24 protein-coding genes and 1 pseudogene are annotated in these 23430 nt (G+C 38.1%); 4 read left to right on the top strand and 21 right to left on the bottom strand.

Features of this window, described 5'->3' with window-relative positions:
• Window positions 1-74: 74 nt before the first annotated feature.
• From fhuB to ACWF5P_RS00315, 8 genes are all read right to left on the bottom strand, one after another.
• Complete coding sequence (gene fhuB / locus ACWF5P_RS00350) at window positions 75-2054, bottom strand: Fe(3+)-hydroxamate ABC transporter permease FhuB (RefSeq protein ID WP_452444413.1); 1980 nt, start codon at window positions 2052-2054, stop codon at window positions 75-77.
• A gap of 1 nt (window position 2055) precedes the next feature.
• On the bottom strand, window positions 2056-3045 hold the full coding sequence (locus ACWF5P_RS00345; protein WP_434167791.1) for an ABC transporter substrate-binding protein: 990 nt from the start codon (window positions 3043-3045) through the stop codon (window positions 2056-2058).
• 55 nt (window positions 3046-3100) lie between these two features.
• On the bottom strand, window positions 3101-3904 hold the full coding sequence (locus ACWF5P_RS00340; RefSeq protein ID WP_434167792.1) for an ATP-binding cassette domain-containing protein: 804 nt from the start codon (window positions 3902-3904) through the stop codon (window positions 3101-3103).
• Window positions 3905-4366: 462 nt separating this feature from the next.
• Complete coding sequence (locus ACWF5P_RS00335) at window positions 4367-5638, bottom strand: MFS transporter (RefSeq protein WP_101223299.1); 1272 nt, start codon at window positions 5636-5638, stop codon at window positions 4367-4369.
• 252 nt (window positions 5639-5890) lie between these two features.
• Complete coding sequence (locus tag ACWF5P_RS00330; RefSeq protein ID WP_452444412.1) at window positions 5891-6706, bottom strand: STAS domain-containing protein; 816 nt, start codon at window positions 6704-6706, stop codon at window positions 5891-5893.
• A gap of 161 nt (window positions 6707-6867) precedes the next feature.
• Window positions 6868-7542, bottom strand: a complete 675-nt coding sequence (locus ACWF5P_RS00325; RefSeq protein WP_452444411.1) for an alanyl-tRNA editing protein — start codon at window positions 7540-7542, stop codon at window positions 6868-6870.
• Between the two features lie 12 nt (window positions 7543-7554).
• Window positions 7555-8631, bottom strand: a complete 1077-nt coding sequence (locus tag ACWF5P_RS00320; protein ID WP_452444410.1) for a threonine aldolase family protein — start codon at window positions 8629-8631, stop codon at window positions 7555-7557.
• Window position 8632: 1 nt separating this feature from the next.
• Window positions 8633-9076 (bottom strand): MarR family transcriptional regulator, encoded by a 444-nt coding sequence (locus ACWF5P_RS00315; protein ID WP_434167796.1) that lies wholly within the window; start codon window positions 9074-9076, stop codon window positions 8633-8635.
• A gap of 372 nt (window positions 9077-9448) precedes the next feature.
• Between ACWF5P_RS00315 and ACWF5P_RS00310 the strand changes: the two genes are divergently transcribed.
• Window positions 9449-9664: a hypothetical protein gene (locus ACWF5P_RS00310; protein WP_137020796.1), complete on the top strand. Its 216-nt coding sequence runs from the start codon at window positions 9449-9451 to the stop codon at window positions 9662-9664.
• A 279-nt stretch (window positions 9665-9943) separates the two neighbouring features.
• Here ACWF5P_RS00310 and ACWF5P_RS00305 read toward each other — a convergent pair whose 3' ends face one another.
• The 6 genes from ACWF5P_RS00305 to ACWF5P_RS00280 all read right to left on the bottom strand — a co-directional run bounded on the left by ACWF5P_RS00305 (window position 9944) and on the right by ACWF5P_RS00280 (window position 15046).
• Entirely contained in the window at window positions 9944-10768 is an 825-nt protein-coding gene (locus ACWF5P_RS00305) for a methyltransferase domain-containing protein (RefSeq protein WP_434167797.1), read from the bottom strand.
• A 106-nt stretch (window positions 10769-10874) separates the two neighbouring features.
• The gene (locus ACWF5P_RS00300; RefSeq protein ID WP_101223306.1) at window positions 10875-11582 is read right to left on the bottom strand and encodes a DNA alkylation repair protein; all 708 of its coding nucleotides are present in this window, start codon (window positions 11580-11582) and stop codon (window positions 10875-10877) included.
• Window positions 11583-11860: 278 nt separating this feature from the next.
• Window positions 11861-12268, bottom strand: a complete 408-nt coding sequence (locus ACWF5P_RS00295; protein WP_260358589.1) for a YbaN family protein — start codon at window positions 12266-12268, stop codon at window positions 11861-11863.
• 347 nt (window positions 12269-12615) lie between these two features.
• A complete protein-coding gene (locus ACWF5P_RS00290; RefSeq protein WP_434167798.1) occupies window positions 12616-12999 on the bottom strand; it encodes a hypothetical protein in 384 nt (127 codons plus the stop codon).
• 188 nt (window positions 13000-13187) lie between these two features.
• On the bottom strand, window positions 13188-14039 hold the full coding sequence (locus ACWF5P_RS00285) for an aldo/keto reductase (protein ID WP_434167799.1): 852 nt from the start codon (window positions 14037-14039) through the stop codon (window positions 13188-13190).
• A 23-nt stretch (window positions 14040-14062) separates the two neighbouring features.
• Window positions 14063-15046 carry an aldo/keto reductase gene (locus tag ACWF5P_RS00280; protein WP_452444409.1) on the bottom strand — a complete coding sequence of 328 codons (984 nt, stop codon included), beginning with the start codon at window positions 15044-15046 and terminating at the stop codon, window positions 14063-14065.
• Between the two features lie 313 nt (window positions 15047-15359).
• Between ACWF5P_RS00280 and ACWF5P_RS00275 the strand changes: the two genes are divergently transcribed.
• Entirely contained in the window at window positions 15360-16262 is a 903-nt protein-coding gene (locus tag ACWF5P_RS00275; RefSeq protein WP_260358591.1) for an AraC family transcriptional regulator, read from the top strand.
• Between the two features lie 24 nt (window positions 16263-16286).
• On the opposite strand, the gene ACWF5P_RS00270 is transcribed toward ACWF5P_RS00275, so the two are convergent.
• The 5 genes from ACWF5P_RS00270 to azlC form a co-directional block, all read right to left on the bottom strand.
• Window positions 16287-16982, bottom strand: a complete 696-nt coding sequence (locus ACWF5P_RS00270; RefSeq protein ID WP_434167801.1) for a DUF4405 domain-containing protein — start codon at window positions 16980-16982, stop codon at window positions 16287-16289.
• Window positions 16983-17041: 59 nt separating this feature from the next.
• Window positions 17042-17743 (bottom strand): cytochrome P460 family protein, encoded by a 702-nt coding sequence (locus tag ACWF5P_RS00265; RefSeq protein ID WP_434167802.1) that lies wholly within the window; start codon window positions 17741-17743, stop codon window positions 17042-17044.
• A gap of 435 nt (window positions 17744-18178) precedes the next feature.
• Complete coding sequence (locus ACWF5P_RS00260) at window positions 18179-18640, bottom strand: hotdog fold thioesterase (RefSeq protein WP_434167803.1); 462 nt, start codon at window positions 18638-18640, stop codon at window positions 18179-18181.
• Between the two features lie 70 nt (window positions 18641-18710).
• The gene (locus ACWF5P_RS00255) at window positions 18711-19043 is read right to left on the bottom strand and encodes a branched-chain amino acid transporter permease (RefSeq protein WP_434167804.1); all 333 of its coding nucleotides are present in this window, start codon (window positions 19041-19043) and stop codon (window positions 18711-18713) included.
• Window positions 19040-19795, bottom strand: a complete 756-nt coding sequence (gene azlC / locus ACWF5P_RS00250) for an azaleucine resistance protein AzlC (RefSeq protein ID WP_230178092.1) — start codon at window positions 19793-19795, stop codon at window positions 19040-19042. The genes ACWF5P_RS00255 and azlC overlap by 4 nt, the downstream gene beginning before the upstream one ends.
• A 184-nt stretch (window positions 19796-19979) precedes the next feature.
• On the opposite strand from azlC, the gene ACWF5P_RS00245 reads away from it, so the two are divergent.
• Window positions 19980-21368: an aminotransferase-like domain-containing protein gene (locus tag ACWF5P_RS00245; protein WP_402939730.1), complete on the top strand. Its 1389-nt coding sequence runs from the start codon at window positions 19980-19982 to the stop codon at window positions 21366-21368.
• A 100-nt stretch (window positions 21369-21468) separates the two neighbouring features.
• On the opposite strand, the pseudogene ACWF5P_RS00240 reads toward ACWF5P_RS00245, so the two are convergent.
• Window positions 21469-21576: pseudogene (locus tag ACWF5P_RS00240) on the bottom strand (YjcZ family sporulation protein); the annotation flags it as partial.
• Between the two features lie 341 nt (window positions 21577-21917).
• On the opposite strand from ACWF5P_RS00240, the gene ACWF5P_RS00235 reads away from it, so the two are divergent.
• On the top strand, window positions 21918-22388 hold the full coding sequence (locus ACWF5P_RS00235; RefSeq protein WP_260358597.1) for a hypothetical protein: 471 nt from the start codon (window positions 21918-21920) through the stop codon (window positions 22386-22388).
• A gap of 316 nt (window positions 22389-22704) precedes the next feature.
• On the opposite strand, the gene ACWF5P_RS00230 is transcribed toward ACWF5P_RS00235, so the two are convergent.
• The gene (locus ACWF5P_RS00230; protein ID WP_434167805.1) at window positions 22705-23391 is read right to left on the bottom strand and encodes an MBL fold metallo-hydrolase; all 687 of its coding nucleotides are present in this window, start codon (window positions 23389-23391) and stop codon (window positions 22705-22707) included.
• Window positions 23392-23430 lie beyond the last annotated feature (39 nt).

Below are 23430 nucleotides of genomic sequence, written 5' to 3'. Positions count from 1 at the left end.
ACGTCTTCACCTAAATTTATATAAGGTATACCGAAGTTATTAAAGAAAAATTCAAGAGAAAAAGGAGGCGTATTCTATATTTTTCTCAGTAAATATAAGAGATATGGAGTGCCTATTAGTGCAACGACAAGTCCAGAAGGAATTTCTTTAGGGGCTAAAACAATTCTTCCTATAAGATCAGCCGAAGTTAAAAGGATTCCTCCAAGAAAAAGACTGACTGGAATAGCCTTTCCATGTTCAAATCCAACCATTCTCCTAGCTGCATGAGGTGCTAGTAAACCTATAAACCCGACTGTTCCTACAATAGATACACTGACTGCCCCCATACAAACTCCTAACATAATAGCTAAAAGCCTCGTCATAATAATATTTACTCCCAGTCCCTCAGCAACTTCATCTCCAAAGGAAATCACATCAAATTTTTTAATGAATAAAATGCTCAAAGGAATCGTAATGAGAGCGACAATGCCAGCAAGTTTCAATTCTTCCCAGCCCTTGGCATAGGTGCTTCCCGCTAGCCATGCTAGGGCAGGGGCTACGCCAATATTCGCTTTAACAATTAATATTTGTATAATGGCTGAACCAAATGCAGAAACCGCTACCCCCATTAACGCAAGTAGGATCGGCTGCCATTGAGTTTTCCATGACAGAATTAAAATGATAGTGATTGAAATACTTGAACCAATCATAGCCGCAATAGGAAGAAATTGTATAGAAACAGCAGGAAATAACACTAGGAAAATTAATGCCCCAGCTCCACCACCAGAAGTGATCCCTAAAACTGAAGGATCAGCTAGAGGATTTCTTAATACAGCTTGTATGAATAATCCACTTGTCGCTAATAGCATCCCAACTAGAAAAGCAGTCAATATCCGCGGAATACGGAATTGCATAACAAACGGTGAGTTAAATGACTTATCAAGCCAGTCTTGAAATGTAAAAAAACTTCCTGCTCCATATGAAACTGAAACTAATATAATCATAATGGTCAATCCAAATAATCCAAACAAGATCCAGCGATATGATATCGGGAGAAGTGAACTGCCGAGACGGCTTTCTCCCCTTGTTTGTCTTTTTCCAGTTTTATAGGCTAAATACATTAACCAAGGGGCACCAATTAAAGCCGTCATGGCCCCAACCGGAATTTCTTGTCCGGGTTGAATCCACATTGCTAATACATCTGCAGCTACAAGAAGGTTGGCTCCCCATAAGAAAGAATGAAGTATTAACAACTTGTGCCCTTGTATCCCCATTAACCGAACTAAATGTGGTGCCATTAAACCGATAAAGCCGATGGGACCGACAACACTAACGGTCACAGCAGAAAGTAAAATAGCCGTGAACCAGGCAAATGCCTTTACACGGTTTACCGATTGTCCTAACGAGGTGGCCAAGTCATCCCCAAGGGATAGGAGATCAAGTGACTTTCCTAGAACTAAAGCTATAATAAAGCCAATCAAAATGAAAAATATTGAAAATTTCACACCAGACCAATCTAGTTGTATAAGAGTTCCAGATCCCCATAAAAACAATCCATTTGTTTCATTTTCAAAAAGGAGCTGTACAGCTCCTGTAATAGAAGAAAAAAGTAAGGCAACAATCATTCCTGTAAGAGCGACACGAACTGGCTCCATAACTCTTCCTAATAAAGCTATCAACAGAACAGCAGATAACCCTGCACCGAGAAAGGAAATTACAAAGGGATAATCCCCTATATATTGTGGAAAAAAGACCATAGCGATAACAGTGAGCAAGTAGGCTCCCGAATTAATTCCTAAAGTGCTGGGGGAAGCAAGAGGGTTCTTCGTTAATGTTTGTAAAAGTACACCAGCAACTGCTAATGCTCCCCCGGAAAGTATACCGATAATGACCCTGGGAAGCCTTAGCCCTAGTACTATATTCTGAACGTTTCCTTCATACCAAACCTCTGTCATCAATGTTCGTATCGTATAATCTGCTTGGCCTTGATATAAATGTAAGATACTAAGAACAAACAATAGAAGGAGGCCCCCAATGAAAAGCCAAGGGGAACTCTTTTTTATTGAACTTGCCATTTTATTCTTCCACCAATGCGTTTTCAATTTGATCTACGAGTACTTTTGCAGATAGCGGGCCCCCGAATAACCAAGTATCTTCCCCTAATGAATAAGTACGATCTTCTTTAACGAACGCTATGTTTTTCCAAACGTCATTATCCTTTAATTGGTTTTCAAATATATTATCATTATCTTGAACGACATAAATGAAGTTGGCTTCTTCTAAGGCAGGAAGTGCCTCCACATTGACTGTAGAGAAACCATATACTTCAAAGTTTTCATTTTGATAAGCGTTTTGTAACCCTACCTTCTCCAAAATAACTGATGCCATTGAGTTTGGTGTAAATACCCGAAGAACAGGTACTTGATTCGAGCTATAAGCCTGAGTTAACACAAATTGATTTGTTTTTAATTTTTCTGCTTGGATTTTCTCTTTTGTTTCTTTATATTTTTCATTTAATTCATTTAAAATGGCATCAGCTTGATCTTCCTTTTGAACTGCTTTTGCAATTGTTTTGAAGGTTGTTACCATTTCATCGTATTGGCTAATGGATTCATCTTGTGGATAAGGTTCAAAGAATATAGTAGGGGCAATTGATTCCAACTCTTTTTTAATTCCCTCATGACGAAACTTTGTTGTAATAATTAGATCCGGTTCCAACTGAGCGATAGCCTCAAGATTCGGTTCTTGTCTGGTGCCCACATCTGTTACATCAGTTGATAGCTCTTCATCGATTTGTACCCATTTGTTATACCCTTCTATATCTGTAACACCAACAGGCTGTATATCAAGAGCTAACAAGTCTTCTACGTATGTCCATTCTAAAACAACAATTTTTTTCGGTTTTGCGTGTAGTTCCGTGTTTCCTAATACATGCTTAATCGTTACTGGTTCATTTTCATTGGATGTTTGCCCATCAGGAGTTGTCCCATCCATTTGTGATTGGTTACAAGCTGCCAAGATAGTTGCAAATGTTACTAACAACAGCACCCTGAATAATTTCTTCATAATTCATTCCCCCGATTTTTTCAAGAATAGTAGATACCCAATAATGAATAGCATATTACTTCCCATCACTTACTTTTCTCCCTTTGCCATATGGAATGCATAAAGGGGTCCCAAACAATGGATCGACAGTAATCTCACATTCTATTTGAAAAACCGAACGAACCATATCGGCATTTACAATATCTTCTGGTTTTCCTTGAGCAAAAACGTTTCGGTTATGAATCGCTACAATATGTTGAGCATATCGACAAGCTAGATTTATATCATGAAGAACCATCACGATAGTACGCTGTTCTTTCTCGTTTAATTCAAACAGCAAATCAAGTATTTCGATTTGATGGGTCATGTCTAAATACGTGGTTGGCTCGTCTAAAAGAATGATGTCTGTTTCTTGCGCAAGTGTCATGGCAATCCAGGCTCTTTGTCGTTGTCCCCCGGATAGGGAGTCAACCGAACGATCTGCTAAAGATTTCATTCCTGTAGCTTCCAATGCTTTATTCACTATAACTTCATCTTCTTCCGACCATTGCTTCAGCCAATTATGATAAGGGTATCTCCCTTGCTTTACCAATTGAGTGACAGAAAGTCCTTCCGGAGCAATTGGTCCCTGTGGAAGAATAGCCAAATGTTTGGCAATTTCTTTTGTCGGCCATTTTTCAATATCTTTCCCATCGAGAATAACAGAACCTTCCTTAGGGCGTAATAGACGTGCTAAAGAACGAAGCAAGGTTGATTTACCACAACCATTACTACCTATAAAAACCGTGATTTCCCCATTTGGAATTTGTAAATTTAGTTGGTCAATAATTATTGTTTCTCCATAGGCTAACGTTAATGATCTTGCTTCCAATGGATGCATGTTATCACTCCTAGTATGGCTTCCGAACTTAATATAATAAATAAAAAAGGAACTCGAATGGTCCTTTTAACAACCTGTCATTACCCATTTTTTCAAGATGTTATATGTTATGAAGGAGAGTCCTTCATTGCATGGTGACTTGTCCTAATATATGAAAATAAGCACGGCAGCATAGCAACTAGAATCGCTTTCAAGCCTTTTATATGAATTGAAAAACGGGTTTATATGCAATACGGATATACAGTGAAGGTGAATTCCAAAATTGAACGATTGAAGTCGATACTGAAGAAAATAAGGGGGCAAGTATTACGCGGTGGTTGAGGTACCACAAATGTTGCTATATGAGGGGGCATTATGCCACGTTTGTTGCATAAGAAAAGGAGCTGCAGATCAGCTCCTGGCAATGAAGTATAGCACTTGTTAGATCAACAAAAAAACAGATTTCGTAGAGAAATCAGTTTTTTATTTTTTACTTCCCCGAGACCAGATTACCACTGGAATCAATAATAAAGATAATGAACCTCCAATAAATGATAATGTTGTATAACTTGAACCGGCCACAATCATTCCTGATAAGGCACCGCCAGAAGCTCCTGATAAGGCTATTAAAACATCCACTGTACCTTGAGTTTTAGCCCGGTTTGAAGTGTCAGTTGAATCAACAATAAGAGCAGTCCCGCTTATTAAACCAAAATTCCATCCTAATCCAAGTAAACAAAGGGCAATAACTAGGAGAATCATAGAATCGCCTGGTGCAATCGCTGATATTAAACCTGCCAGAAGCAGCGTAGCTCCAGAGGCAATAGCCATGGCAGTACGGCCAAACTTATCAACAAGGACACCTGTAACCAGTGAAGGAAGATACATTGCAGCTACATGAAAACCAATAACGAGACCTATTTCACCCAAGTTATGTCCATGATGTCTCATATGAACTGGTGTCATTGTCATAATAGCCACCATTACAATTTGAGTAAGAACCATAATTGTCGCACCAACCATAATACCTCTTTTGTTTTCTATTCGTTCAGTATCAATCGAATACTCAATTCGATTACTTTCCTGGTTGGACGCTTCCATTGTTCTTGCTACAACTAATGGGTCTGGGCGAAGCATAATGAAAAGTACAAGACCTGCTAAGATAAATGCTGCTGCTGATAAAATGAAAGGACCAGCTAATGATGGAACGCCAATGGAAAGAGCAAAATCCCCCATTACATTCACTAAATTCGGACCTGCAACTGCACCAAATGTTGTAAACACCATAGTAATACTAATAGCAGTAGCGCGTTGTTTATTGTTTGCCAAGTCCGTACCAGCGTAACGAGCTTGTAAATTTGTCGCTGTTCCTGCACCATAAATAAGAAGGGAAGCAAATAAAAGGAAAACGCTATTTATTATAGCTGCGATTATGACCCCTAGCGCTCCAAGTCCCCCTATCATGAAACCAGCTGTTAGACCTGTACGACGACCGTAACGTTGAGAAAGTCTACCTACGATTAAAGCAGCCCCTGCAGACCCTAAAGTAAATAAACCAGAAGGAAGTCCAGCAAATGCATCTGTGCCAAGCATTTGTTGTGCAAGAAGTGCCCCCACCGTAATTCCAGCCGCTAACCCAGCACCGCCAAAAATTTGTGAAATACTTACAATAATTAATGTACGTTTGTATAACATCTTTTGTTTTTCTTGAGAATCTACATAACTCTGGTTCTTTTGAAAAGTTTTACTGGACATTTGTTAAGACCTCATTTATAATTCTGTAATTTCTTCCAATCATGTACACCTTCCTCTAAACGAAATGCATTAACACCTTTGGATCTTAGAAGTTCAACAGCCTCCACTGACATTAAACAGTAACAACACGACAATAAGAAATCGCTTGTTGAACTGACCTGCCCCGTTAGACTAAGAAGAAACTCAACATAATTGTTTTAACCGATCCATTGTATAAAAAAATCCAGCAGATATATTGCTGGTATAATAGTTTTATTTAATGCTTTCTAATGCTTGCTTAACGTTTGCGAAAGAAGTAATTTCCGACATATTAATTCCGCTTTTTACAACGGTTTTGGCTAATTCAGGGCGTAGCCCTGTTGTAAGGGTTTGTATTCCTAGCAAATCAAGCATTCGTCCTATTTGATGAAGATGACGTGCAATATCTGTATCTATTTTCAATATGCCTGAGAAGTCAACAATCACATAGTTTAACCGTAGTTCAGAAATTTTTGGTACGACTTTTTCCATAATGTAATTCGCCCTATATGAATCTATAATACCAATCAATGGGAGTACCGCAATACCATCTTTAATCATTACAATGGGTGCTGAAAGCTCATCCAGTTCTCTTTGCGTTTTCTCCTTATATTCGTCGGAAAGGCGTTCGAAAGCAAAAATGGTTTCATTAAGGCTTATGTCCAACATATTGTTTATCCTCTTAATAATGAAGGAATGATCTTTTAATGAAAGCTGAAACTCTAAGCTGATTTTCGTAATAATGTCGGTAAAAATGTCCCTCGTTGGCGGATAACGAACAATTATCTCTGAAATCGCCCCTTCGGGAGATACCTGTCCAGCTGCGTTCTTATTACTCCATTCAATGAGTGTCTGTGGCACTCCCTCATCCATGACCAAAAGTGATTCACCTAAAAAATTTATAAATTCCATATACATTTTTATTGCTTGCTCTTTTTCCCACAGTGGAATATCTAATTCCATACTATGCAGAACACCTTCAACAATTTCTTCAGCTAGAGATTCTGCATTATCGGTTAGGTGGTTTGAAACATTCAAAACCCAGGTCATATTAGTCCAACACCTTCTTTAAGCGAATAAACTCTTGTAGTAATAATAATCATTTACATCATTGATAGTCAATTGAATTAAAAAACACGGACGATGTTTCCGACTTAGCTTAATACCAAATTACAAGGACGTATCTCTGCCATTTATATTCCTCATTAAATTTAATCCAATAGTTGAATTTTGATCCTTTTTTCCGTCGGACCTTTTTGTTGAATTTTCATTATGGAAAAGTCTTTAATTTCATTAGTGTTGTTGACGTGGGTTCCGCCACATGCTTGCTCATCAATATCATTTATTTGAACGATTCGAATTTCGTTAATAGAAGCTGGAAGTAAATTAATGACCGTTTTAATAACCCCTTCTTTTTGCTCTGCTTCAGCTCTGCTAATTGTATTCGTGTCAACATTATGGGGTTGGGCCAGTACCTTCTTTATCGTTTGTTCTAATTGATCGAATGGTATTTCTTGTATTATTTCAAGAGAAAAAGACAGCTCTAATCTCGCATGTTCTTTTTCAATTTGACTGCTTGTAGCTAAAGCATTGTAATATTCATATAAATAACCTGAAATGACATGCAATAATGTGTGATACTGCATATTCTGATACCGCCAAGACCAGTCAATCTGCATTTCTACTGTTTGATCAATGTCCTGTAATGGACGTTCTAGTTCATGAATAATTTCACCATCTACTTTTTTTACTGCTAATACATTATAGCTTTCATCACCTTGTTTAATGATCCCCCGGTCACAAGGCTGCCCACCGCCGCCAGGATAAAAATGGTTTGATTGAACACAACAAATCGGTCTTGTATGGAAACAATATTTGCCGAACATTCTTTTAGATAACTATTCTCTACATATAACTCTATCGTGGCCATTTTTTTCTCCTTTAATTGCGTTAATATCCTCTACGAGCATATCAACATGTTCTTTTTTCGTAGCCCAACTGGTACAAAATCTCACAGCACTGTGTGTAGCATCGACTTTTTCCCAGAAGGAGAATGAATACTTTTTGCCTAATTCCAAAATTACATCTTCGGGCAAGATGGGAAACTGCTGATTTGATGTGGAGTCATATCGTAATGAAAATCCATTTTTAACAAATGCTTCTCGAATCATCATTGACATTTCCACGGCATGATTAGAAACTTCATAATATAAGCCATCTTCAAATAGGGTTTCAAACTGGATCCCCAAAAGTCTCCCTTTAGCCAGCATCCCTCCCTTTTGCTTGATGAAATAGCGGAAATCCTTTTTCAGGGCATCATTCATGATGACTGCCGCTTCACCAAACATTGCACCAACTTTCGTTCCCCCTATATAGAACACATCACATAGCCTGGCAACATCCGCCAAGGTTAAATCGCTGTCTTTCGAAGCCAAGCCATACCCTAATCTAGCTCCATCCAATACCAATGGCAAACCACATTCCCGGCAAACTTCACTCAATGCTTCCAATTCGGCTTTACTATAAGTCGTTCCATTTTCTGTAGGGTTAGAAATGTAAACCAAGCCTGGCTGTACCATATGCTCATGAGTAACATCATTCCAGTGAGCATCATATAATTCTTTCACCTGTCCAGCTTGAATTTTTCCATCATCACTCGGCAAAGTAAGCACTTTATGACCAGTGGCTTCAATCGCCCCTGTTTCATGTACCGCGATATGACCGGTAATTGCAGAAACGGCACCTTGATGCGGCCGCAAAATTGAAGCGATAATAGTTGTATTCGTTTGTGTTCCTCCTACTAAAAAGTGTATATCTGCATTTGCAGCATCACACTCTTTTCGAATGTAGGCTCTCGCTTTTTCACAGTGTTCATCCACTCCATATCCGGGTGTTTGTTCTTCATTGGTTTCTATTAACCGTTTCAGAATTCGCTTATGAGCACCTTCTGTATAATCATTTTCAAAACGTATCATCCTATAATCTCCCCAAACTATCCAATTTCTTCTGAATGAACATCATAGAAGCGTGGATTTCTTTTATTTCGTTTTCTGATAATCCTTGGAATAACCTCACTAATTGTTCATCAGATCTTTCATTAAGCTGGTCAAAAAGAGTCAACCCTTTAGGAGTCAACCGAATTAGACTAGTTCTGTTGTCCAAGGCCGAGTTTTCCTTCATAACCAGTCCATCTTTGCTTAACTTATTAATTATTCTGCTCATATAGCTGCGATCAATTTCCAGTTTATCAACTAAATTGTTCGCTATACACTGCTCCATCAAACCGATTTCTAAAATTACCCGTGCCTCAGTAAAAGAATATCCGGTATCCAAAATATGCTTATCCAACACACCAAGTAGATTCGTATAAAATCTATTGAATTGACGAATATCTGCAATGGTATTTTTATTTATATTCATTTTAGACTTCCTTTTTAGTGGACTTTATCCACTAATACTTTATTGTGATTAGTGGACTTTGTCAACATTTTTTATAAATCTTTGAAGGATTAATAGATACCCCTAGTTTAACCAATTTCAAAAAATTCACTTTTCCTGATTTAGTTTATATTCTTTAGGCTGATTGTTTCTTCTCGAGGAAGTTACAATACTTTAATTAGAAACACTTGTGCAATTTCCAACTTAAACTCCCCACCCTCCATTGTTGAAGAAGGACATCCTTTGACCCATAACTTTTATCTATAAAATTAGAGATTATCGAACACGGGATGAGTTAAGGTGCATAAAATAGAATTGTGATATTTAACTATATTTTTGAAAGGATGTAATATTGTGTATCCTCCTTACACTAACCCACACCAACTTAAACAAGAGACATTGTCACAGGTCGGCCCTTGGGTACAGTATGGTTTAAACGAAGCTCAAAAAACATCTGTCCCTCATGCAATGATGGAAATTGCAGCTATTGCCTATCTGATGGGTAAAGGATATGATCCAAGGTTGGCGCATCAAATAGTCGAATCATGGGAAGTTAATGAAATGTTTTAACTGCTGTAGCTTTGAAATAAATCTAAATGTCCTCTTTAACGAGCGTAAATAAAAAAATCCATTTTGAGAAAGATGATCAAAATGGATTTTCTTGTGATTCAGTATTCAGTTTGATTATTTGAAGATATGCTTTTTGGTACTTTAACAAATGAGGTCAAAATCCAGAGCTGCCGAATTGTTTTCTTTTTTGCTTAAGGAGAAAAAACATCAAATTTGATTAATTCAACTAAAAGGTACTATAGCTTTAATGAGCTGTGACGGTCGCAAATGAGGAACCCATTACTTTGCACAAACAATGAAACCATTTAATGAATTCTCCTTTTCATTCGAATTGTTCATCAGTTCATAATAACCAGTTATCAACGTTTGCATCATGTAAGGAACTTTAATAAATTCTGCACGGATACTATTTGCATAACTTTTTTCCCATTGACCGTCTTGTAAAAATGTTGCATCTACGGTAAGTTGTTTTATCACTTCAAAATTTGCCTGCTGGAGTAGCTGGTGAATTTGAGTTTTATGAAACAAGTTTTGGATATTTCCTTCATTCTTTACGAAGTTTGAGTACAATGCCAAAATGGAAACTGCACAAAAATGGGGACGTTGAGAAATGCAGGTAAAATCGAGGTCCCATTCTGCAAAACATATAAGTTCTGCCAATTTACGAATTTTTTTAAAGTATTTCAATAAATCTTCGGGTTGCTTGAAATACCATGAACAATGGGATAATACCGCCACATCAAATGGTATAGGTGATTCAAAAAAATTAAAATCCATTTCAAAATGGAAGTCAATACGCTCTCCTAATGAAGATTCCTTAATACGTTCTGCTGCTTGACCTAATGTTAACGGTGCTCCGTAATCGGGACTAGCAATATCTATTGCGACAACAGATCCGCTTTCCCCTACTGCGTCTGCTATAGCAACGGTTGTATCCCCTTGACCACAACCTATTTCTAATACACGCATTCCTTTTTGAATCCCAAATGCCGATACTAATTCCAAACGGTGCTGCAACTGAACTTGTTGTATCAAATCATCTTCAAATAATTGATATTCCGATAAAAAAGATCTTGTTTTTTCGTTCAGTTGAAATGACTTCAAGTATAATTCACCCCACATTTATTGTGTATTGGTTCATCAACAAAGAAAAAGTCTGCCTAAGCAACCTCCTTTATTGAAATTACACTTCAATTTTGCAAAACCAATTTTAACATCTTACATGCTTGCGCTTAAAACCAAGCTTTCCTTTACCGACTTCCTTTTGAATACTTTCGTAAGCATTTAGAAAACTGCTTTTTTTCTTGTCCCGTTTGACTTCTACAATTCCTATTGCCTTTGCGGTCTCGACTGCCTTTTCATGGAGTGGCAAATATGAAATCCCCACGGTGTATAGAAAATTATTCATAGCGGATTTCGTTCGTTCTGGCGAATTGTGAATCGTACTTTTCACAAGGTCAAGCATATCGGAAATTTTTCTTTCTGAAAATTCAACATCTTTTCGATTTCCTAAAAGCCAACAATAGCAACTCCAGCCCGCTGACATTCTCAGCTCTTCACCGCTTGCAATCCATTTATCGGAAACTTCTTGTGCAATATCTGACTCTGATAAAGTTACAGCCACTACATAATCGGACAGCATATAAAAATACGCAGCATCCATCCAGCGATCATAATCAGACTCAGTCATGGCTTTTGGGTCTGCAATTATGCCTGCAAAGTACATTGCATCATAGTTACCTGTCGAATAAAGCTCTTCAGCTAAACGCTGATTTATTTTTATTTTCCTTACAATTGGTTTCATGGCGCCTGTAGCCACGCCAAAAAGCGGCTCATGCGCACCATTGGATATGTACATTTTTTTAGTTCGTTCCTTGCCAAGGGCTTCAAGCTCCTGCATGACCATTTCTAAATTCATCGTTTAGCACTTCCTTCATTATGGAGTTTTCCCTAATATTTTGCCCATCAATATATATCACCATTATCCTATAACAGACTGCCATTTGTCAGCACCGTCTAAGCACATGAGTGTTACGCAGGAATGCATGTTGGCACTTTGTTAACTTATGGCAAGAAACAATGCCTTCTGTTAGATTTGCTTGGGATCAGGGGATTTCCCCTTTGTTTTTATTTAGCTATACTGCCCCTTTAGCTCCATAAAAAAAGAGCTGCCGATGCAACTCCGTTAATTAAGGCTCAAAAAGCTTTTTTTTCCGTACTTTTTCGGTCAATTGTCTTAATTTTTTTAATGAAATAATAATGTTTGTAGAGGGCTAGCACGACCAATAAGATTTTCACTAATAGGATGTCCACATAAAATACAGAAATTACGATGAAGAAATCGGCAATTATATTGATTCTGATTTTCTCTCTTCGAGTCATACCTTTTTTTTGCAGGAATGCTTCAACGTATTTTTCATATAATGAGGTGCTCTTGAACCAGTTTTCAATCGACTTGGAACTTTTAGCAAAGCAAAAAGCAGCAAATAAGTAAAATGGACCGCCCGGCAGAACTGGTAACACAGTCCCTGCAATACCAATCAAAAGAGATATGGATCCAAGAAGAAAAAATAGGATACTTTTTACTTTTTTAATTGTAATCACCTTTTTATTTATATTCTATTCCGTTATTACATAAAGAGGAAGTCTAATTGATTAGTATCTTCCCTTTACCTTCTTGAACTAACCTGACCCCGTTAGTTTCATATGAAACAGGATGCCGCAGCAACCTTTCTTAGTGAAGTGAAGCACCTGTTAGTTGAACAATTATCATCCTATTTTTTACCATAATTCTATCGAACTGCAATACAATAACTTTTTCTTTATTATTTTTTAGATGGAGTATCATTTTCACATAACTAAACCTATATAGATGACAGATCTGATTTACTGCTCTTGCATCTATTACTTCTATATAACGTTTGATGGAGTGTCAAAAAATCCCCTGCCAATCACATAGGAATGTACCCTTTTGTTAGATATACAAATATCATAACAGGAATAAAACTAAAGACCATAAATAAATTGCTAAAGGCTATTAATCTATTGTTTGAAAATGAACCTAATATTACTCCAATTGGGTTAAGAACAAATGTTAGCATCCCGTAAGATACTTCAATTTTAAAGACCAAATAAGGAATCCAAGAAACAATTCCACAGAGTAAAAGCGTAACAGATAGCCAAAGATATATCTTTGTTTTTGGATTGTCTTGACTCATATTCCAACGCCTTTCAAAAATCAATACCCCAATCTTAACATAGTTTCCAAATAAAGTTACCGGATTTCCCTGCCCCTTTACCTCAATTAGAAAAAGCTGTCTTAAAGACAGCTCCAACCTTCAGATAACGCACCCGATAGATCAACAATAATTACTCATTTCTTTGGTAAACTTCATCAGTAATCCTTTTTGTGCATAAATCCTTTTCCGCTTTTTAAAATCCCTATCAAATGTTTATAACGAAGAAATGCCGAAATTCCTAAAAGGAAATCGACTATTTCTTCGCTTCATTTTGGAAGAGAGCGTTAAATATCAAGTTTACGGGTACTGATCCATTTCACAATTTCAGGATCACTATGAGAAAAGAACAAGCTCTCTTTCGTATCTAACGCAGCAATCTTCTCCATATCTTCTTGGTCCAATTCGAAGTCAAAGATTTTGAAGTTTTCGATGATTCTTTCCTTACGAACAGACTTTGGAATCGCAACGACTCCTCTTTGTGTCAACCATCGTAAAATCACCTGTGCCACAGATTTATTATACTTTTCGGCAATGGACACTAATATTTCGTTCTGGAACATATCATTTTTTCCTTCAGCAAATGGACCCCACGACTCTATCTGAACATTGTTCTCTTTCATAAGTTTCGCACTTTCTATTTGTTGGTTAAAAACATGAGTTTCAACCTGGTTTACTGCAGGAATTACTTCATTGTGGATAATCAAATCCACTAGACGGTCCATCTGAAAGTTACTAACCCCAATTGCCCTAATTTTTCCCTCACGGTTCAATTCCTCCATTGCACGCCAAGAACCAAATACGTCCCCAAATGGCTGATGGATCAGATACAAATCCAAATAATCCAATTGCAGTCTTTTCAGCGATTTTGTGAATGCATTCTTTGTGCTCTCATAACCAGCATCCTGAACCCAGAGTTTTGTAGTAATAAACAATTCCTCACGTGGCACACCACTCCGCTTGATTGCTCTGCCTACTGCTTCTTCATTTAGATAAGAGGCAGCGGTATCGATAAGACGATAGCCTGCCATAATAGCGTCATAAACGCTTTGTTCACATTCATTTTCATCTTGAATTTGAAAAACCCCAAAACCTAGTATCGGCATTTCAACACCATTGTTCAAGATTACTTTTTGCATATGAAATCCTCCTGTTTTATCTGTTATTTACCTACTCTATTTGCGTATTCTGCCGGATAGCGATCTCCTGAAATCTCGATTTTCGAGAGCGCATTGTTCAAATCATTTAATTCCTCATGGGTCAGTTCAATATCTGCTGCACCAAGATTTTCTTCGAGGCGCTCCAATTTCCGTGTACCGGGAATCGGAACAATCCATTGCTTCTGAGCAAGTACCCATGATAGAGCGATTTGAGCAGGCGTTGCATCTTTTCCTGCAGCAATCTTCTTTATCAGTTCGACCAATACCTGATTTGCTTCGATATTCTCAGGTTTGAAGCGAGGAACAATACTGCGGAAATCGGAACTGCCGAACGTTGCGTCCTTATTAATTTTCCCAGTAAGGAATCCCTTACCCAACGGACTGAAAGGAACAAATCCAATTCCAAGCTCTTCAAGGGCAGGCAGCAGTTCTTCTTCAGGACTTCTCCACATCATTGAGTATTCACTTTGAATGGCAGTGAGTGGATAAACCGAGTGTGCACGACGAATCGTTTCCACCCCTGCTTCAGAAAGTCCCCAATGCTTAATCTTGCCTTCCTTGATCAGGTCTTGTATTACTCCGGCAACCTCCTCAATTGGAACACTTGGGTCCACCCGATGCTGATAGTACAGATCAATGGTGCCAACCTTAAGCCGTTTAAGCGAGTCTTCGATTGATTGCCTAATACGCTCCGGCTTACTGTCAAGCACCTGCTTGCCATTTACCATTTGGATACCAAATTTAGTCGCAATAACCGCTTTTCCCTTGAAAGGAGCAAGCGCTTCTCCTAACAACTCCTCATTTACAAATGGACCATATACTTCGGCAGTATCGAAAAAAGTAACACCTCGGTCAATTGCCTCATGAATCAGCGAAATCATCAACTTCTTGTCCGAAGCAGGACCGTAACCATGGCTCATGCCCATGCATCCAAGTCCGATAGAAGAAACTTCTAAGTCACTTTTTCCTAATCTGCGTTTTTGCATAACTTATATTCCCTCCTCTTTTTTGATTGTCACTTTGCTGTTATATTTTATCCGCAACCGATGTGGTGTTAAGCACATTGGCGGCAGTAAGAAAATCTGATTGTATAATTGAGATGTTCGAACTAAAAAATGATAAGAGTTAGCCATGGTGCGTTTCAACACATTCAATTACTCCCTTATTATGCAATATATAAATAAGAAACCCTTATACCATTCCTGCCAAATCATTGCCTAATCCTCTCACATCACTTAAATTCCAGAGCGATATGTATTAGAATGGAACTAGAAAGAATAAGGAATCAAGGAGGTCTTTATGTCTGAACAAATCTATAAACAGCGGGCAGAGCTCACCCAACTCATTGAGAGTCACACAGGCGAGGACGGGTCTCATCCGACTGCTATTCCTTCTTTATTTTACTCTCGATTCTCTACAGTTACCGGTCCGAATTACGGAGTTTCCAAGCCTTCCTTATGTATAATCGTTCAAGGAATGAAGGAGGTACTGCTTGCACAGGATCGCTATGTATACGGTCCAGCCGATTACCTTATTGCCTCTGTTAACTTGCCAATTACCGGAATAGTCACAGAAGCCTCTTCCGAAAATCCATATTTGGCACTCAAACTCGAATTTACACCAAGCCAGATCTTAGAGGTATTACAGGATTCTCAACTTGCTGTTAACCAGAAAGAACATGCTAAAAGAGGCATGTATGTATGCCAAATAGAGATATCTCTGTTGGACGCGGTAACCAGATTAGCTCGTTTGCTGGACAATCCTAATGATATACCGGTACTCGCACCTCTTATCACGAAGGAAATCATCTATAGGGTTTTACAAGGGCAGCATGGAGTTACTCTTGGCCAAATTGCGATAGAAGGAAGTTCCACCTATCAAATCGGCGACGTTGTCGACCATATAATGAATAATTATGACCAGTCTTTTCGGATTGAAGACCTTGCGGAAATTGCAAATATGAGCGTTTCATCGCTTCATAGGCACTTTAAAGAGGTAACAGCAATGAGTCCCATTCAGTTCCAAAAACAACTGAGGCTACAGGAAGCCCGGCGCCTATTATTATCCGAGTCAACAGATGCCACTGAAGCAGCATTCCGCGTAGGCTACGAGAGCCCATCCCAATTCAGCCGTGAATATTCCCGCTTGTTTGGTTTACCCCCAAAAGAAGATATTAACCGCCTGAAGGCAACATATGAATAAAAAAGTGCATTAATCTATTATGGATTAATGCACTTTTTTATTCTGGAAATTTGTTTTATCCTGCTTCTGAACAAATTTCAGAACATAATGAGTCCCACTGATATATATTCCCATGATAGCTAGATGATCTAGTAAAAACCCCATGGAGGAATCATTAAATTTCCAACCAAACGGATTATATATGGTTAATTTGTAAATCATCTCCCTCTCGAAAGAAGCCTGAACCCCGTAAACAACAATCAACACCGCTATGACACGAAATGCTATGGTGCGGATACGGCTGGTGCCAGTAATGCCCGTCATCTTTCGAACTGAATTGATAATGGTTGCCCAGGACATTCCTATATGCACAGCCATGAAGATAAATCCCCAATATGAAGTCATAACATGTATCTGCAATGGAACCGTGTCATTGTTAATCGGAATAAAAGGTATTATGTCACGAGATATGGGCACAGAACTTATCATCACTGCAGCCATGGATACAAGAAAAAGCAGATTGACCGCTATACTCAGAATACGTCGTACATTGTGTTTTCCCTTAAAGATCGTCTTATACCATCGTCGATTTAAAATATTGTGGGTAATAAACAATAAACACAATAATACTCCTGCCAGTTCATGCATTGCATTTCCTGTAATCTGGTAAGCCATTGCAACTAACATCAGAACTGTCATAGAAAGGTCAATGACCAGCCTGATTAACATATTTCGATTCAAGAAGTTCTCCTCTTTCTAATTTTATTTATCCCTAGGTCGGTTTTCCGTAAGCTAACTCCCTATGTCTCTTTATTATAATGAACCATCAAAAGAACCTTCTGGATAATTCCGGATTTTTCTTCCTCCATTAATCTGCTTTCATGCAATATATCCTGAGAGCCCTCCAGATCATCTGCCGCTTTCACCTCCCAGTGTTCGGTGGGGATACCTGCGATTTGGGATCCCGTATTGCCATCCTTTGATCCTGTAAACTCTCCAAGGTCAAAACTTTTCATTTCATCCATCGTGTTCACGAAGTCATCCCGTTCCTGGTTCGCATGACAAGTAAAGCATCTGCCGATTTCTTCCTTGTAATCCACCGACTTGTCTCCATTGAATTCCTGGTATAGCCAATCTCCATTACGCATCTCAGCTGGATTCCCATCAGCCCAGCCAGCACGCTTTTCCATTACGAAGATTTCATCAAGATCTTCATCCCGATAGATTTCGAGTGTGATTATTGTGCCGTCAGGGATTGACTGACCGTTCTGCACCGCTTCGATCGCTTCCCTGCTCGTGTATAGTTCCTCCCTGACATTTCCACGATTGACAGTGGTATAGTTTACACCTTTATCGTAGTTCTCAGGGAATTCAACCAATTCACGATTGGATTCTGATTGTTGTTCCTGTTGGGAAATCCCATTACTGTCATTATTGCTGTTACATGCAGAAAGAGTGTTGGACATGACCAAAGCCAGGGACATAAATATTAGTTTTTTCATCTGTTTTCCTCCAAGTTTATTTCCAAATTATCACTATACAAAACTAGCAATCGTTCCCATATATACAGTGAATTTGTAATTTGAGGCATTAGCACATAAACACTATAAAAGAGTAGTGTATTAATGTAGAGGTATCCTCATTATCCTACAGATTAAAAAGCGGCCGCTGTCCTATTTCTCTTAAATCAATGCCTAATCCTCTTACGTTTCTATCTAAATCGGAATCGACTTTATATCAGTGCTGGAAAGCGGATTGATTAATATTTCCTTTAAATAACCAAAATGAGGGAACAAGAGGTTATCAACATTTGTATTTTACTAAGAGGTATTCATTTAAAGTTGAGTTTACGGAGATATGGATTAAAATCCTGCCCTATATTGCCATAAGAAAAAAGCTGTCTTAAAGACAGCTCTGCTCGTAAACTATTAAACTGATTAATCTTGTTCATCATCAAGTTCAATAAAATAATGGTCCTTACGGTATGACACTGCCTCCATGGTCGCGATCAGGTTTTGCTCATGCAAGACGTCTATTCGATAAAATCCTGTCCGATAGTTTCTTTTGACTTCAGTTGCACGGGCTACTATCTTGTCTCCGGGTTTAGCTGATTCAATAAACTGGATGGTTGTCGAAAGTCCTAATGATGTTTTTCCATAGGCATTACAGGCTGCGGAAAAAGCATGATCTGCTACAGCATAAATAACTGCCCCGTGAACAGTTCCATATGCATTTACCATAGTGCTTTGCACTTCTAATGTTGCTTCTGCAAAACCAGCCTCGAATTTTTTCAACTGAATGCCTAACGACTGAGCATACGGATCGTTTTTCACTTGCTCATGAATTTGTTCATAGTGTTTTTCATAAATTTGATATTCATCAATTTGCTTCTTCACCATTACCTGCCCCTTCCAATACCATTGATATCAGTAATTGTGACGTGAATTGGAGGTGCTGATTATTATCAATTTAAAAAACCAATTGAAGCAGCATCATGTAGACAATCGTTCCCCCCGCTATGGAGAGGAGCATCATTTTCTTCCAAAGGTGAAGCAGGGCAACTACAGCCACCCCAATGAATTCAGGGATGCCATGACTTCCGGATTGTAAGCTCACGTCCTTTAAACAATAAATGACCAAAAGCCCAATTACCGCGGATGGCAGCATTTTACCGAGATACTGTACATACTTCGGTGTGGGCTTACCTGATGGGAAAACGATGAACGGAAGAAATCTTGTAAGCATTGTGCCTAAAACAACCATCGCAATTGTAATGATTTGCTGCGTTAAAGTCATTGTCATATGGTTCTCACCTCAACTTTCTCTAACGGCTTTCTAAGTAAGGTGAGTACCCCCAAAATGGCAAACATGGCAGGGATGATGAAATTGCTTCCGCCAAAAATAATAAGGCAGACAGCTGACAGCCCAAGCCCAGCGAGAGCACTATGATGTTTTTTCTCTTTCATCCATTGTTCAATGAAAATCACTACAAAGAGAGCCGTCATAACAAAATCGAGTCCTTCTGTGTTGAACTTGACAAAAGAGCCAAAAATACCGCCAATCGTTGATCCTATCACCCAATAGCAATGATTGAGCATTGTCACGAAAAACATAAACCAGCCCTTGTCTACATTCTTCGGAACATCAACGGTACAATTGATGGAAAAAGACTCATCGCAAAGCCCAAAAATCAGATACAGCTTTTTCTTACCAGTCCCCCTATACTTATCCAGCATTGATATGCCATAAAACAAATGCCGTGCATTCACCATTAATGTTAGAAAAAGGGCGTTAATCGGATTGAACGCGACAAGCAATAAATTGGCTGCAATAAACTCCATCGATCCTGCAAATATCGTTAGACTCATCAATATCGGGTAAATCGCACTGAACCCTAATGAATTCATAAAGATTCCATAAGCGATGCCTAAAAATAAAAATCCTGCCAAAATGGGTACTGTGTACGGAAAAGCCGCACGAAATGCAGTTAGCATTTGAGTTCTTTTTTTCATATAATTCACATCCTGATGACTAAATTTATTTAAACTTAACATACACAATCCGTACAAAAAACAAGTTAATTGTATGGATTACAATTAAAATAAAATTCGCACATTTCATAAAACGGGCGGACTGATAGGCTTATCACCTTATATTCGTTTAAAGCCAGCTCAAATCCATTAGAGTTCCATACAAAAAATGTTATGATTGTATGGAATATGATAGTAGAGGTGAACTATGCCCGTAAATTCATTTGACAATTATCCAATGTCTTGGAAACCTGATAAGAAAGCATTAAAGCGTCCTTTTTATAAATCTCTTGCTTCATTACTTGAACAAGATATAACAAATGGTTTTATAGCACCTGGAACCAAGTTGCCCCCGCAACGAGAATTGGCGGATTTTCTAGACTTAAACTTCACCACGATTACCCGTTCCTACAAAATATGTGAAGTAAAGGGATTGATATATGCTGTTACGGGAAGCGGAACCTTTGTGGCTCCTAATGCCACTCGTTCCATAACCATTTCCGCAGATAAAGCGGCAAACAGCATTGATCTTGGTTTTGTGGCATCTTTTGAGCAAACCAATGATATTGTTTCAGAAACTTTACAAAAAACTGTGAACAAAAGTTATTTGGAGCATCTGCTGAATTACAACGACCCGACTGGTATTCCACATCAAAAAACAGCAGCTCTAAACTGGATGGAATCTTTCGGCATTCACGCGGATCAAGAGCATATTGCAATCGTTTCCGGTGCCCAAAATGCATTGGCCATAGCCTTGGCAGCTTTGTTTGAGCCTGGTAATAGAATTGCAACCGACTTATACACATATTCAAACTTTATCGAGCTGGCAAAGATGTTTCATATTAAGTTAGTGCCCATTCCCGGAGACCATTATGGAATGCTGCCAGATGAACTTGAAAAGCAGTGTTCTCAAACAAATATTGACGGCATTTTCCTGATGCCCTCTTGCAACAATCCAACTACAGTCATGATGTCAGATTTTCGAAAGCAGGAATTAGCTGCGATCATCCGTAAGCATCGTTTAATTTTGATTGAGGATGATATTCATGCATTTCTGACTGCAGGCATTATCTCCGACTACCGGCAGCCGATGTTCCATTTGCTTCCGGAACAGAGCGTTTATATTTGCGGCACCTCTAAGTCAATATGTTCTGGATTAAGAGTTGCCTATATGGTTTATGGGGAGGCCTTTCGCGAGAAAATTGCCCAAGCGATTTTCAACATTAATGTAAAGACCTCTTCTTTTGATGCAGAGGTTATCACAGAGTTAATCCTATCAGGAAAGGCTCATGAAATTGTTTCTCAAAAGAAACAGCTTGCACAAACTGCAAATGATATTTATTCGGAATATTTTCCTTTAAGAATGGATGTTGGACATCCTCTCAGTCTTTATCGTTGGCTTCCAATTAAAGGACATAACGATGCGTTACAGCTGGAAACGGATTTGAAAAGGCGCGGTATTCGGGTATTTCATTCCAATCGTTTTCAAAGCGGGCAGACCACCCCTGATATGTATTTGCGTATTGCACTTTCTTCCACAAACTCATTCGATGAGTTAAAAATCGGATTAGAAATATTAAAGCAGTATCTAGGCTGATTCAAAAATTGATGATACTTAGATTAAATATAAAAAGCCTGACCAAATACGGTCAGGCTTTTTTATACTTTTTTAGCAGAAGCCGCCCTTTCCCGCCTTAAAAACAACTACACCCAACAATGATTAAGAGTATAAACAAAACGACTATAAAGGCGAAACCTCCACCAAATCCAAAACCGCGGTCAAAATCATGTTCACAACCTGACATATAGAAACATCTCCTTTTTTTTAAGGAGGAATAAATGGGTAATATCATCTTATGCTCTAATCAGGAAGATGACACCAATAGTCTCCATCTCTGTTCAGAGGATAAAATGTTGGATTTATATGTATTTTCTCATAAATAATCTACTGAGTTACTGGGACATCTTGACTAGAGGCGGTAAAGGTACATATTAAGTTGTCATTTAGGAATAAGGTATCCATGTTTAACCTTTGCAATATTATTTGAACTGGACAACATTAATAAACATATGATGGAAAACACAATTTCATTAATTTCGATCCTAAATTATAACGATAAAATGTACTGAAAGAGGAGATGTTTTTTTGTATCCGAATGATTATTATTATCGAGTAAACAACTGGGAACCTATTTTATATATGTTACATCAAAGTTTATATGCTGAAGAAATGGTATGTGCCATGAGCAGTGAGCTTTTCCATATACCCGAAACCAAAGATTTAAAAGGAAGTCGCGAGATGCATAACCATCTAATCCCTGCTTCATATCACCGTGTAACCGCAGTGGGGTCAGCCCAAAGACTAAAAAATGGCGAGCAACAGCAAACCATTGTAGAAACAATGACAGCTTGTATAATAAACGCTGAAACCCAAGATAAAAAAGTACATGAAGGATTAAAAGTAATGGAGGAAAATGCAAGACCTGAATATATAGCCTTTATTAAAGTGATTATCAAATGGCAAGAACAAGCAGAATCCTATTTAAATCAAGCAAAAGAAGCTTTACGAACTATGGGGGTTTCATTTCCTGTTGGAAGTGAACAGCAGAATTATTAATATATTATGATTCTACAAAAATCTTCAAACTAGCAAACAATATAGATTCCAAAGGATATATTCCCCCACCTTTGCTTGACCGAACTGTAAAAAGTTCGGTTTTTTCTGTATAAATGGGTAGTACCAGCGAAGCTGTCACCGCCCGCAATAAAGAAATGTCAAGATTACAATAAGTTATTTAATTTTAAAACCTCAAACACATATACCCCCTTCCTGGTTTAGATGGGGGTTTCATTTCTAGCCCTTAACTATCCTGCCCCTTTAGCTCATAAGAAAAGGCTGCCTAAAGACAGCCCCAATCTTAAGCAAAACCCAATTATAAAGTGAATGTCCCACCATGATAACAATAGTAATTTACAGCTCTTAGATCTTTAATCTTTCTTAAGGACTGTTCTGCTTCCTCGACATTTAAACAAAAGTGTGGATTAGCAATGACCAATTCATGATTCTCTTTAACAGCTGCGTCACCTGTTATTACACTTTTTAAATTTGGAAAATATAATGAAATATGCCCTGAAGTATGCCCTGGTGTTGCTACTACCCTGCATTCGTTATCTAAAATCAAATCACCATCATGTACCTTTTCATCAATTGAAACATACTTCAAATTCTTTAATTGTTGTATAAACCATTTACCGAATTCGATTTCTTGATTTGGCATATTTCCCAGCATTTTTTCGGCTTGAACCAATCTCTCTGACTTCATTTCACCACTAATAAATTTTGATTCAATTTCACTTGCTATAATGTTAATCAAAGGATACTTTTCCTTGAAATCATATAAGGAGCCTATATGATCAATATCATAATGAGTAATGATTATATTCTTTAAATTCTTCATTTCATAACCATTTTTTATAATTTCATTTTCAATTAAAGGTAAAAAATTTGGATACCCTGCATCGACCAAGGTTAGTTCGTTCTTCAAAATAATCAAGCTAGGATTTATGTGATTTTTTTGTCCATTAAATTCAAATTCAATCGGCAGTTCTATTATCTTCATTTTTCCTCCTCACCTACTAAAGAGGTAATCGTAGCTCTC

This window comes from Peribacillus sp. NPDC055009 (genome assembly GCF_053608705.1).
The sequence above is the reverse complement of the archived record's forward strand: the minus strand, read 5'-3'. Positions and strand labels throughout refer to the sequence as shown.